Origin of the sequence: Pseudomonas canadensis (assembly GCF_030980095.1) — a bacterium.
Taxonomy (GTDB): Bacteria; Pseudomonadota; Gammaproteobacteria; order Pseudomonadales; family Pseudomonadaceae; genus Aquipseudomonas; species Aquipseudomonas canadensis.
The window spans coordinates 2,215,826-2,227,277 of record NZ_CP133298.1 but is presented as its reverse complement, the minus strand read 5'-3'; the positions used below and the strand labels follow the sequence as shown (position 1 = coordinate 2,227,277).

12 protein-coding genes and 1 riboswitch are annotated in these 11,452 nt (G+C 60.5%); of the genes, 7 read left to right on the top strand and 5 right to left on the bottom strand.

What is annotated here, in order from left to right:
* Nucleotides 1–3: 3 nt before the first annotated feature.
* The 4 genes from RB216_RS10455 to RB216_RS10440 form a co-directional block, all read right to left on the bottom strand.
* Nucleotides 4–1,164, bottom strand: a complete 1,161-nt coding sequence (locus RB216_RS10455) for an acyl-CoA dehydrogenase family protein (RefSeq protein ID WP_028619641.1) — start codon at nt 1,162–1,164, stop codon at nt 4–6.
* A 26-nt stretch (nt 1,165–1,190) separates the two neighbouring features.
* On the bottom strand, nt 1,191–1,982 hold the full coding sequence (locus tag RB216_RS10450; protein WP_028619640.1) for an enoyl-CoA hydratase/isomerase family protein: 792 nt from the start codon (nt 1,980–1,982) through the stop codon (nt 1,191–1,193).
* Nucleotides 1,983–2,133: 151 nt separating this feature from the next.
* Nucleotides 2,134–2,772 (bottom strand): transcriptional regulator BetI, encoded by a 639-nt coding sequence (gene betI / locus RB216_RS10445; protein ID WP_028619639.1) that lies wholly within the window; start codon nt 2,770–2,772, stop codon nt 2,134–2,136.
* A 41-nt stretch (nt 2,773–2,813) separates the two neighbouring features.
* Complete coding sequence (locus tag RB216_RS10440) at nt 2,814–3,572, bottom strand: class II aldolase/adducin family protein (RefSeq protein WP_028619638.1); 759 nt, start codon at nt 3,570–3,572, stop codon at nt 2,814–2,816.
* Between the two features lie 133 nt (nt 3,573–3,705).
* Here RB216_RS10440 and RB216_RS10435 point away from each other — a divergent pair, with 133 nt between their 5' ends.
* The 4 genes from RB216_RS10435 to RB216_RS10420 all read left to right on the top strand — a co-directional run bounded on the left by RB216_RS10435 (nt 3,706) and on the right by RB216_RS10420 (nt 7,364).
* Nucleotides 3,706–5,661: an oxidoreductase gene (locus RB216_RS10435; RefSeq protein ID WP_308908658.1), complete on the top strand. Its 1,956-nt coding sequence runs from the start codon at nt 3,706–3,708 to the stop codon at nt 5,659–5,661.
* Nucleotides 5,649–6,227: a helix-turn-helix domain-containing protein gene (locus RB216_RS10430; RefSeq protein WP_016977386.1), complete on the top strand. Its 579-nt coding sequence runs from the start codon at nt 5,649–5,651 to the stop codon at nt 6,225–6,227. The genes RB216_RS10435 and RB216_RS10430 overlap by 13 nt, the downstream gene beginning before the upstream one ends.
* A gap of 121 nt (nt 6,228–6,348) precedes the next feature.
* Nucleotides 6,349–6,549 carry a hypothetical protein gene (locus tag RB216_RS10425; protein WP_028619636.1) on the top strand — a complete coding sequence of 67 codons (201 nt, stop codon included), beginning with the start codon at nt 6,349–6,351 and terminating at the stop codon, nt 6,547–6,549.
* Nucleotides 6,537–7,364 (top strand): hypothetical protein, encoded by an 828-nt coding sequence (locus tag RB216_RS10420; RefSeq protein WP_308908657.1) that lies wholly within the window; start codon nt 6,537–6,539, stop codon nt 7,362–7,364. The genes RB216_RS10425 and RB216_RS10420 overlap by 13 nt, the downstream gene beginning before the upstream one ends.
* A gap of 10 nt (nt 7,365–7,374) precedes the next feature.
* Here the strand turns inward: RB216_RS10420 and RB216_RS10415 are convergent, their stop codons facing one another.
* Complete coding sequence (locus RB216_RS10415; RefSeq protein WP_308908656.1) at nt 7,375–7,824, bottom strand: outer membrane protein; 450 nt, start codon at nt 7,822–7,824, stop codon at nt 7,375–7,377.
* 54 nt (nt 7,825–7,878) lie between these two features.
* Nucleotides 7,879–8,082, top strand: a riboswitch (cobalamin riboswitch).
* Between the two features lie 91 nt (nt 8,083–8,173).
* On the opposite strand from RB216_RS10415, the gene RB216_RS10410 reads away from it, so the two are divergent.
* The 3 genes from RB216_RS10410 to RB216_RS10400 are packed head-to-tail and all read left to right on the top strand — an operon-like array spanning nt 8,174 to nt 11,390.
* Nucleotides 8,174–10,102: a TonB-dependent receptor plug domain-containing protein gene (locus tag RB216_RS10410; RefSeq protein WP_308908655.1), complete on the top strand. Its 1,929-nt coding sequence runs from the start codon at nt 8,174–8,176 to the stop codon at nt 10,100–10,102.
* Nucleotides 10,102–10,461: a (2Fe-2S) ferredoxin domain-containing protein gene (locus RB216_RS10405; RefSeq protein WP_122684258.1), complete on the top strand. Its 360-nt coding sequence runs from the start codon at nt 10,102–10,104 to the stop codon at nt 10,459–10,461. Before RB216_RS10410 ends, RB216_RS10405 begins: the two co-directional genes overlap by 1 nt.
* The gene (locus RB216_RS10400; protein ID WP_308908654.1) at nt 10,458–11,390 is read left to right on the top strand and encodes an ABC transporter substrate-binding protein; all 933 of its coding nucleotides are present in this window, start codon (nt 10,458–10,460) and stop codon (nt 11,388–11,390) included. The genes RB216_RS10405 and RB216_RS10400 overlap by 4 nt, the downstream gene beginning before the upstream one ends.
* Nucleotides 11,391–11,452: the final 62 nt, after the last annotated feature.

Genomic DNA, 11,452 nt, shown 5'->3' with positions numbered 1-11,452 from the left:
CGCTTAACGCAACAGTGGCCGCAACAGTTCACGGGCGATGATATGGCGCTGGATTTCCGATGTGCCTTCCCAGATCCGCTCGATCCGTGCGTTGCGCCAGATGCGCTCGACCGGCCCTTCATCCATCAAGCCCATGCCGCCGAAAATCTGCACGGCTTCGTCAGCGACCTTGCCCAGGGTTTCACTGGCAAACAGCTTGGCCATGCCAGCCTCGCCATCGGTCATGTTGCCTTGGTCCATTTTCCAGGCGGTGTGCAGGGTCAGCAGTTCAGCCGCGCGAATCTGCGTGGCCATGTCGGCCAACTTGAAACTCACGCCTTGGTAGCTGCCGATCGGCTGGCCGAACTGTTTGCGGTCCGCCGCCCATCGCAACGACACATCCAGCGCGCGCTGCGCCTGGCCGACGCAGTTGGCGGCCACCATCACACGGCCAGCGGTGAGCCAGGCGTTGGCCACTTCCCAGCCTTTGCCCACTTCGCCCAGTACCTTGGACGCCGGTACGCGGCAGTCGTCAAAGAACATTTCGTAGGTGTGATAACCCCGGTTGCTCACGCACTTGGGGCCACGGCGGATGGTCATGCCAGGCGTCCCCCGATCCACCAGGAACGAAGTCACCGCGTTGCGCTGTCGACCGTTGTGTTCGTAGGTATCAGTGACCGCAAACACGATGGCGAAATCGGCGTGCCCGGCGTGGCTGATGAAGTGTTTGCTGCCGTTGATCACGAAGTCATCGCCACTGCGCACGGCGCGGGTCTTGATGGCATTGGCGTCGGAACCGGCGCCGGGTTCGGTCAAGGCAAAACAGTCGATTTTCTTGCCTTGCACGCAGGGCAACAGGTAGTCGCCAATCTGCGAGCCGGTGCACGCCATCAGGATCTTGGACGGCCGCGCGACAAACACATGCAGCGCCCACGAGACTTTGGACAACTCCCGCTCGATCAGCGCCTGGGACAGGTAGTCCAGGCCACCGCCGCCCACTTCTTCCGGCATGTTGAAGGCATAGAACCCAGCGGCAATCGCCTTATCGCGAATCTGCGCAGCCAACTCGGACGAGACCTCATCGGCACGGTCCACCGCCTCTTCATGGGGCAACAATTCCTTGGCAACAAAACTGCGTACAGCGTCCACCAACATGTCTTGTTCTTGGCTGAGTTGGAAATTCATGGCGCTACCTGTTCGGGGTGTTGTTGTTATTTGCCGGAGAAATTCGGGAGGCGTTTTTCCAGGGAGGCGCGCAAGGCTTCGGCGCCATCGGCACTGCGTCCGCACAACAAGCCAGCGGCCAGTTCGGCCTGCAGTTGCTCGGGCAGGCTGCGGTCGGCGCCTTCACGGATCAGGGTCTTGGTCTGGGCGAACGCGAAGGTCGGACCGTTGGCCAGGCGCGTGGCGAGTTCGGTGGTGTGGGCGTGCAGTTGATCATCCGCAACCACCTCTGCGACAAGGCCGGCGGCCAGGGCGCGGTCGGCGCTCCACAGTTCGTCAAGGAACAGCAGGCGCTTGGCTTGTTCGCTGCCGATCAGGCGCGGCAAGTGCCAACTGGCACCGGCGTCGGGCGAGTAGGCCATGCCTGTGTAGCCGGCTTTGAAGCGCGCCGATTGGGCGGCGACGCGCAAGTCGCAACACAGGGTCAGGTCCATGCCCGCCCCGACGGCGGTGCCGTTGATGGCGGCAATCGTGGGTTTGTCGAGGGTGTGCAGGCGAGTCATCAAGGCGTGGGCGGTTTCGGTCCAGCCATAGGTTTCGAGGGCGCCACGGGCTTCGGCATCAGCCCACTCGGCCAGGTCGGCCCCGGCGCAAAAGCTGCGTCCGTTGCCGGTCAATACCACCACGCGTACAGCGGGGTCAGTGTTGAAGGCGTCGAGCAAGGCGTGCAGGTGCTTGAGGGTGGGAATGTCCAAGGCGTTGCGCTGCGGGCCACGGTTGAGGGTGATCCAGGCAACGCCAGCTTGCACATGAGTAAGCACGGGCGAATCGGTAGTCATGGCTTCCTCGAATTATTTTAGTTGGCTTGAGGGGTGCGACATGAGGCGATACTAAACAAGTGTTCAGTAAGAAGGCAATCGGCAAACCGCAAATATTTTCAGAAGGGGAAATGGCCGACCTGAACCTTGCGTTCAGGCGGCTGCAGAAGACTCAGGGTTTGAGCTGATAACGCTGGCGGCCACCGGCCTGCAGGCCATCGACCCAGGCTTCGCAGATCTGGATACCCTGCTGCGGCGTGAACGTGCCGGGGTTGAGCCCCGACTCCAGCCACAACCCGTCGAGCAGTGCGCTCAGGCCGATGGCGGCCAGATCGGCGTCGAAGTGCTTCCAGCCCTCCTCCTTGGCCATGTCGGTCAGCGCCGAACGCATGATGGTGCGGTATTCGCCATAGGAGTGTTCGTGAGCCCGGTTGATCGCCGGCGCGGTCTTGACCGCGCCCCAGAACACCAACCAGGCGTCCAGCAGGTGCGGGTCGAGCAATTCGGCGGAAAATGAGCCACGGAACAACGCCGACAGGCGCTCCCGAGGGTTCGGCGGCGCCTTCGCCATGGTTTCGCGCAGCAGGCTCATGACCTGGTCGGTGATGGTGCGGTAGGCCTCCGCCACCAGCTCATCCTTGCCCGAATAGTGATGGCTGATCAGCCCCACTGACACCCCGGCCTCGGCGCTGATCTTGCGGATCGACGCCCCCTGGAAACCATCACGCTTGAGACACGTGAGCGTGGCCTGGACCAGATTGGCCTTGCGCACTTCCGGGTCCATCCGGGAAAAACGGGATTCCTGGGTCATGCGGCAAATTCCTACGATTGAGTCGGCATCACGACTCTACCTCAGTCGCGATAGCCCGGCGACACCCGATCCAGCATCCGCAGCAACGCCGCCCAGGCCAGTTGCATGGCGTCCAGGTCGACCAACTCACCCTCTTCCAGCGGACGGCCAGGGTTGTTGAATTGCTGTTCGGTGTAGGCGCAGACCTCGTCAGACGGCAGCACCAGCTTGCCGCACGCCTGGGCGGCAATCTGGATATCGCAGGCCTTCTCCAGGTAATACATGCGCAGGAACGCCTGGCTGACCGTCTCACCCACCGTCAGCAAACCATGGTTGCGCAGCATCAGCACCGGCTTGTCGCCCAGGTCCCGCACCAGCCGCTGCTGCTCATCCATGTCCAGGGCCACACCTTCGTAATCGTGGTAGGCCACCTTGCCGTAGAACTCCATGGAGATCTGGTTCACCGGTAACAACCCGCACTCCAAGGCCGCCACTGCACAGCCTGCGCGGGTGTGGGTGTGCAGCACGCACTGAGCGTCTTCGCGGGCGCCATGAATCGCACTGTGAATCACGAAGCCCGCCGGGTTGACCGCATACGCCGAGGGCTCCACGGCGTGACCGTCCAGGCCGATCTTCACCAGGCTCGAGGCGGTGATTTCGTCGAACATCAGCCCGTAGGGATTGATCAGGAAGTGATGCTCGGGCCCAGGGATGCGCACCGAGATATGCGTGAAAATCAGATCACTCATGCGGTAGTGCGCGATCAATCGATAGCACGCGGCGAGCTGTTCACGCAGCTGCTGTTCGATGGAGTGAGTCATTTTTATTCTCCAGGCAGGGGGGGGTGGTGAGGGCGACGCTAATCCAGTCAATAGTAAAAAAACAAGTTGATTTTTTACTGACGCTCACCTCCTATAGAAAAATAACAATAACAGCGCCTGGAGTATCCGCACCATGTCGCACCCGACTTTCCCCCACCTGTTTGAACCGCTGGAGCTGCGTGGCAAACGTCTGAAAAACCGCATCATGTCCAGCGGGCACGATACGTCGATGCCTACCGATAATCGGGTCAATGCGCAGTTGATCGCCTATCACCGTGCTCGCGCCGAGGGCGGTGTGGGGCTGATCGTGTTACAGGTAGCCGGGGTGCATGACAGTGCGCGCTATACCTCCCATGTGCTGATGGCGACCGAAGACGGCTGCATTGACAGCTACCGCGAATTGGCCGAGACCTGCCATGCCCACGGTACCGTGGTGCTGTCGCAGATCTTCCATCCGGGCCGGGAAATCATGGAGTCGGCCGATGGCCTGCTGGCCGTGGCGTACTCGGCGTCAGGGGTGCCGAATGAACGCTTTCGCGTGATGCCACGAGCGCTGGACCAGGCGATGATCAACGAGATCGTCGCGGGTTATGCCTCGGCTGCCAGACGCTTGCATGAGGCCGGGATCGATGGGGTGGAAGTGGTTGCCAGCCATGGGTATCTGCCGGCGCAGTTTCTCAATCCTCGGGTAAACCGGCGTACCGATGATTACAACGGTTCTCTGGAACATCGGTTGAAGTTCTTGAGGGAAATCATCGAAGCCGTAAGGGCCGCCACCGACGAACAGTTCATTATCGGGCTGCGCATTTCTGCCGATGAACGCGACGCCGAAGGCCTCACTGAAAACGAGTCGCTTGAAGCCGTTCAACACCTGCAAACCCAGCTGGATTACGTGCATATCGTCGCGGGCACATCAGCGTCCCTGGGCGGCGCAGTCCACATCGTGCCGCCCATGGCGATTGCCGCCGCGTACCTCGCCAACGAGGCGGCGACGTTCAAGGCCAGCCTGTCGATTCCGCTATTCGTCACTGGGCGAATCAATCAACCCCAGGAAGCCGAACTGATATTGGCGCGGGGCCAGGCCGATGTCTGCGGCATGACGCGTGCGTTGATCTGCGACCCGCTGATGCCGGCCAAGACCCTTGAGGGCCGTGCCGAAGACGTGCGGGCTTGCATCGCCTGCAATCAAGCCTGCATCGGTCATTTTCACAAGGGGCTGCCGATCTCCTGTATCCAGCATCCCGAGACTGGCCGCGAGTTGGTGTTTGGTGAGTTGCAACAGGCAGTGAAGCCCAAACGCATCATGGTGGTGGGCGGTGGCCCGGCGGGCATGAAAGCAGCGGCAGTCGCCGCGAAACGCGGGCATGCGGTAACGCTGTACGAAGCCAGCGGTCAACTCGGCGGGCAAGTGTTGCTGGCCCAACTGCTACCACGGCGCAGCGAATTCGGCGGGGCCAGTACCAACCTGCAACGTGAAATGGAACTGGCGGGGGTACGGGTGGTGCGCCATACCCGGGTTGATCGTAAATGGGTGGAACAGGAACAGCCCGATCACGTCATCATTGCCACCGGCGCCGAGCCTTATTGGCCAGCCTTCGAACAGGGTGGCGAGCTTCAGGTGGTGGACGCGTGGCAGGTGCTGCGCGAGCAGGTCACGTTGGGCCGCTCGGTGGTGGTGGTCGATTGGCGTTGCGACTGGATCGGCCCCGGTATTGCTGAGCGCCTTATGCGCGCCGGCCATCAGGTGCAACTGGCGGTCAATGGCACCCACTGTGGGGAAAACCTGCCGCTGTATGTACGCGATCAACTGGCGGGCGAACTGCATCGGCTGGGCATCCCGATCATCCCTTACGCCCGCCTCTATGGCTGCGATGACACCACGGTCTACTTGCAACACACCGCCAGCGGCGAGCCGATGCTGCTGGAACATATCGACACGCTGGTGTTGTGCCAAGGCCACCAGCCGGTAGACACTCTGGGCGCGGAGCTGCAAGGTTTGGTGCCCTTTGATCGTATCGGCGACTGCCTGGCCCCGCGCACCGCCGAAGAAGCGATCTACGAAGGACTCAAAGTGGCGTGGAACCTGTGACAGACAATCCCCAGCAACTGTTTCTCGGCACGCGCATTCGTGGGCTGCGCAAGGCGCGTGGCCTGACCCTCACGGCCCTGGCGCAGGCCAGCGAATTGACGGCCGGCTACCTCAGCCAGTTGGAGCGTAACCTGGCGTATCCATCGATTCCCGCATTGTTCAATATTGCCCGCAGCCTGGGCGTGACCATCCAGTGGTTCTTCGCCAGCGAAACCGTAGCCGCTGTCGAGGACGAAGGCTATGTCGTGCGCAAAGGCAACCGCCAGAGCATTCATTACGAGGACGGCATCGTCGACCAATTGCTGACGCCGTTGCCCAACCACCAACTGGAAATGCTCCAATCAAGCTTCCCGCCGGGTACGTATAGCCAGCAGAACTACAGCCATGAAGGCGAAGAAGCGGGATACGTACTGAGCGGCCAGTTCGAGTTGTGGGTAAGTGAGCGACACTTCCTGCTGCAGGCCGGTGACAGTTTCAGCTTCGCCAGCCGTGAGCCCCATCGATACGGCAATCCTGGCAAGGTAGAAACCGTGGTGATCTGGGTAATTACACCGCCGACATTTTAGGCAGCTCATACAAATGGAGACGTTTCCTACGGGAACTGGCGACAGTGGCAAGGCGGCCATCAATGGTTAGGGTCCCTCTCCCTTGCTATAAAAATGGCTACTTCTCTTCGAGGGTGTCGCCATGTCGTTATTGCATTTGCTGTTTGGGAAGCCGACCCAGGATGAGTGGGAGCGTGCGAAAGAGGTCAAGTCCCGTAAAACCTGGAAAGTCGTATACGGAGGCATCGGCTTGGATGCCGCCGAAGTCTTGGAGTCACAGGGTTACAAGGACGCCCTGCACCAAGTACGCAAAATGGAGGCTGATCATTCATGGGCTTGCTGATCATCGTCCCATTACTGGTCAGCGGATACATGGTCTGCATCAGGCACCCCTTCTTCTATGTGCGCCTGCACCGTTTCCAAGGGCAACTGCTCTATTTGCAGGTGGCCAGAATGGGGATGGCTTGCCTGATTGTCTCGACCCTCCTGACCGCAGCCGTCCTGGCAGTGTCAAAGCAGGCGGTCCCGATCATGGGTCATGTCATTGCAACAGACTACAGCAGCTACTTGGGCACGCTATTGGTGCAACTTGATATTGCCAACGGAAAAAACGGCACTCTATGGGTTTTCCTGATACAGGTCGGGCTGACGGCCCTGGTTATTCCTTTCTTCTGGTCAGCGTTCTATGTGGGCGCGAAGAAGAAAATATTGCAGCTGGAAACAGACGTCCAGCTCCACTCGCTGCTGGCGCTGGGTGTCCTTGAGGGTACACCTTTCAGAGTTTTGCTGAGAGAGTCCATCGCGCAGTGCCGGCCGTGCATGTTCAGCTTGAACGATCGCAAGGTCTATGTCGGAATCGTACTGTTCGCCGGCACACCGACCGAGTCCGAAGGTGTCGATCATGCCTTCACGCTAATCCCCCTACTCAGCGGTTACCGAGACAAGGACACACTAGAGGTCACGCTGAATACTCACTACTCAAATGCAGCCACCCCGCCGCCCATCACACTGATCCAGGAAAATGTCGTTTCCGCCACACAGTTCGACTTCACGATCTGGAACGCGGTCCACACCCGCAAAAACCGCAAGCCGCGACAGGGCGAGTTCCATCAACACCGCCCCGCGCGTCCGATGCACGCTGAAAGCCTCTGCGCCTGAGGCTCCAACGTCAGTCAAACTTCCAGTTCAACCTGACGCGTAACATCTGCCCATGGTTATTGAACTTGGAATCATAGCCAGTCCCTGCTCCACCGATGCCCGGAATCACCGCGACGTTCAGCTTGTCTTCACCCAGGTCGTAGTACAGGTATTCGGTCTTGAACGACAGGTTCTTGGGGATGGCCTGTTCGATACCAGCTCCCACCGTATAACCCATCTTGAAATGGCTCTGGTCGTCGCTGAACTGGGTATTGCCTGTGGGGCCGAACATGTCGACGTTCTGGCTGGTTTCGCCATAGGCCAGACCAGCCGTGCCGTAGACCAGGGTGTGGTCGAACGCATAACCGAAGCAACCGCGCAGGGTCCCAAGGTACTTGATCTTAGATTCGAATTTGTTGTTCAGCGCTAGGTGGGTATTGAGTTGGGCGGTGCCGATGCCGCGCCGCCCCCTTGCTGGCAAGTAAAGCCTGAGAATCCTGGATGACGGAGTTGACGAACGGTCATGCGAATGTTCAGATGCCGCCCTGTTTCAGGTGCCCCCTGCCGCCGTGCTTGGGGTGAAACGGGAAACCGGTACGCTCTTTGAGCCAGTCCGGTGCTGCCCCCGCAACGGTATTCGCGTGACCCCTTCGACACACCACTGTGGCCTGCGCGCCATGGGAAGGTGAAGGGATCCATACGCGAGAGCCCGGAGACCGGCCTGGAATTTCTGTTAGGCAAACTCCTGCGGTGGGCGGGCATGGGCCGGTGTCGGCGTGTGCGCGATGCCTTCTCCTGCGTGCTTCTGCGAAGATACTTTCGAGAAGACTATGATTCGACGTTCCCTGATCCCTTTGTTCGGCTCGCTGTTCAGCCCCCTGTTGCTGGCCGACGACAACACCCTGGTACTCAACCAGCAGATCGTCTCCGCCCCCTCCGTGGAATCCACCACCGTCGCCGCCATGGCCCAGTACGGCAGCAAAGTGGAGATCGTCACCCGCGAACAGATCGAACGCGCCGGCCCCGCCGCCGACGTGACGCGGGTGATGCAGATGTTCATCCCCGGCCTCTACGTGGCGCCGAAAAACGGCCCATTCGACTACGGCACCTATTCCCTGCTGGGCGGGCGCAACGATGACACGCTGATCCTGCTCGACGGCGTACGCCTGAACAACCGCCTGTATGGCGGCCTGTACCTCGACACGCTGCCGGCCAACGCCATCGAGCGCATCGAAGTGCTCAAGGGCGGCCAGAGCCTGCTGTTCGGCACCCAGGCGGTATCGGGGGTAATCAACATCGTCACGCGCAGCCCGCAGACCCGCGAGACGTCCGGTGAAGTGAACCTGGGAGTCGATACCTTCGGCGGCACCACCGGCGATGCGCGGGTCGAGAAGATCTTCACCAACGGTTGGGGAGACCTCGGCCTGCTGGCGTATGTCAGCCGCAACGCCTCCGAAGGCTACCAGCCGTTTCGCAACAGCGACTACAGCGGCCGCGTCAGCGACAAAAAACGCTCGTACGAAGTGACCACCTTAGGCACCAAGGCCATCCAGTCGTTTGGCGATGACTCGCGCCTGGAGCTGTTCTACCAATATGCCGATGCCAACCTTGATTTCGCGCGGCCGGTAAACAACTACAAGACCACCAACGACCGCGTGCAACAGATCGCCACGGCCACTTTCGAACAGGCGATCAACGAGCGCTTGAGCTACTTCGTCAAGGGCCATATCAACGATTGGGACACGCGTTATACACGGATCGACAACACCGCGAATGGCGGCCGCAATGTGCGCAATCACAATGACTACTGGGGCTTTACCGATTGGGGCGTGCAAGCCGAAGGCAAGGCTGAATTGCCAGGCGGCCATGTGCTGGTGGTGGGCAGCGACAACCAGTGGTTCAAGGGTCAGGACGATGTACTGGTGATCGACGACAACAAGGCCCAGGCCCATGCGCTGTATACGCAGTTGCGGCCACAGATCGACGCATTGCCCAACTGGCACCCCAGCATCGGCGTGCGCCATGAAGCCATGAGCGGCGGCGACAGCGCAACCGTCGGCATGCTCACCTCCCTCTACGACCTCAACGACCACTGGGCCCTGCGCGGCCAATACGGTACGGCCTACAAACTGCCCAACGCCGAGCAGTTGTTCGTCAACGAGCCTGGCGACGAAATCGGCAACCGCAACCTCAAGCCGGAGAAAAGCCGCAACGCCGAGCTGGGTATCGATTACAAAGGGTTGCTGGCCGAGCGTGATTTCAGCGCCAGCGTCACGCTGTTCAAACGCAAGATCACCGACCTGATCACGCTTGACGATGTGCAGTGGGTCAACGGCCAGGGCCAGATCCAGATGCGCGGCTTCGAGGCCGACGCCAAGCTTGCACTCGACGACCAGTGGAGCCTGCAAGCCGACATGACGCGCAACCTCACCGAGTCCCGCACCGGGGTCACTATCAACGACATTCCGAGCTTTTTCGCCCGTTCACGGATCGGTTTCGAATCGGAAAACCGCTTATGGGGCGCAGGTACTGCGATCCGCTATATCCGCGACATCACCAGCTCGAAAAAAGTCGAATACGGCCACTACTCCGTGGTGGACGCCGATGCCTATCGCTACCTCGACAACGCCCACCAACACCGCCTGAGCCTGTTGGTGGAAAACCTGTTCGACCGCGACTACGTCACCAGCCGCGCCAGCAACGTCGATAACCTCGGCCGCCCGTTCACATCGCAGGTGCGTTACACGTATCGTTTCTGATGACTGAGATCACCAAAATCGACGGGGTGGACTTCCATCCCGACTGGTCCCGCATGCCGGACCACGCCCGCCATGTATTCCTGTGCACCGGCCCGCGCTGTACGCAGCGCGGCGCCTTGCAACTGTGGAAAACCCTGCGCCGCCGGTTGCTGGAACATGAACACATCGAAGTGCCCGGTGGCGTGCTGCTGACGCGCACCCATTGCCAGTTCCCGTGCAACCTCGGGCCGGTACTCACGGTATATCCCGAGCGCTGCTGGTATGGCGTGCGCAACAAGGCCGATGTGCTGCGCCTGGTGGATGTGCACCTGGTGGGTGGCGATGTGGTGCAAGACCTGCTGATCAAGGACCTACCATGAGAAAACCCTGGTTATTGCCAGTCGCGCTGTTCTGCTGCACACCGGCGCTGGCAGACAGTTATCGCAACTGTGCCCAGGATTGGAGCGTGCCCCCGTCACCGCCTTCGCGCATCGTGGCACTCAACCAGCACGCCGCCGATCTGCTGCTGGCGCTGGATGCCGGGCCTTCGCTGGTGGGTGTCGCGTATCTGGACGACAACGGCATTGCACACCGGCATGGCGAGTACTTTGACGTGCCGGTCATCGCGACGAAATACCCGTCCAGCGAAGTGCTGTATGCGCAACGTCCGGACATGGTGGTGGGCGGCTTTGCCAGTGCGTTCGGTGATGGGGTCACCTCCCGCACCGGGATGGCAAACAACAGAGTGGCGTCGTACCTGCTGGAGTCCGCCTGCGCGGGTCACTCCCTGGATTATTTTGGACATATCCGCCAGGACCTGTTTACCCTCGGCGCCCTCCTGCACAAAAACCAGCGCGCTCAAATGCTGAGCGATGCGTTGGATGCTGACCTGGCACACGCCCACGCGCTGATCGGGGATGCCCGTCCGCTGTCGGTGTTTTACCTGGACAATGAAGTGGGGGGACTCGATAGCGAAGGTCAACGGGGTTTTGTCACCACCTTGCTGGCAGCTTCCGGTGCACACAATGTACTGGCCGATATCCCGTTGTCACGGGTGACCGTCAGCAATGAAACTCTGTTGGCCAAGGACCCGGACGTGATCCTGCTGGCCGACGCGCTGTGGTCACCGGCCAGCCGCAAGCGGCAGTTGCTGACCACCGACCCGGTGCTTTCGAAGCTGCGCGCCGTGCGCGAGAACCGCCTGATCGACATTCCCTTCACCCACGTGGTGCCCAACATGGGGAGCGGTCAGGTGGTTCTGTCATTGACACAGCGGTTCAAGGCGCTGGCAATTCGTGACCAGCGGTAAAGAGTCCTTTTCGGATTCGGCGGTTTTTCCGAAGGAACGACGGGCGGATACTCGACTCCATT

Bases quoted from the DNA above. Each gene is read 5' to 3' on its own strand.
- RB216_RS10455 (WP_028619641.1), bottom strand. From the start codon at position 1,164: ATGAATTTCCAACTCAGCCAAGAACAAGACATGTTGGTGGACGCTGTA.
- RB216_RS10450 (WP_028619640.1), bottom strand. From the start codon at position 1,982: ATGACTACCGATTCGCCCGTGCTTACTCATGTGCAAGCTGGCGTTGCC.
- betI (WP_028619639.1), bottom strand. From the start codon at position 2,772: ATGACCCAGGAATCCCGTTTTTCCCGGATGGACCCGGAAGTGCGCAAG.
- RB216_RS10440 (WP_028619638.1), bottom strand. From the start codon at position 3,572: ATGACTCACTCCATCGAACAGCAGCTGCGTGAACAGCTCGCCGCGTGC.
- RB216_RS10435 (WP_308908658.1), top strand. From the start codon at position 3,706: ATGTCGCACCCGACTTTCCCCCACCTGTTTGAACCGCTGGAGCTGCGT.
- RB216_RS10425 (WP_028619636.1), top strand. From the start codon at position 6,349: ATGTCGTTATTGCATTTGCTGTTTGGGAAGCCGACCCAGGATGAGTGG.
- RB216_RS10420 (WP_308908657.1), top strand. From the start codon at position 6,537: ATGGGCTTGCTGATCATCGTCCCATTACTGGTCAGCGGATACATGGTC.
- RB216_RS10410 (WP_308908655.1), top strand. From the start codon at position 8,174: ATGATTCGACGTTCCCTGATCCCTTTGTTCGGCTCGCTGTTCAGCCCC.
- RB216_RS10405 (WP_122684258.1), top strand. From the start codon at position 10,102: ATGACTGAGATCACCAAAATCGACGGGGTGGACTTCCATCCCGACTGG.
- RB216_RS10400 (WP_308908654.1), top strand. From the start codon at position 10,458: ATGAGAAAACCCTGGTTATTGCCAGTCGCGCTGTTCTGCTGCACACCG.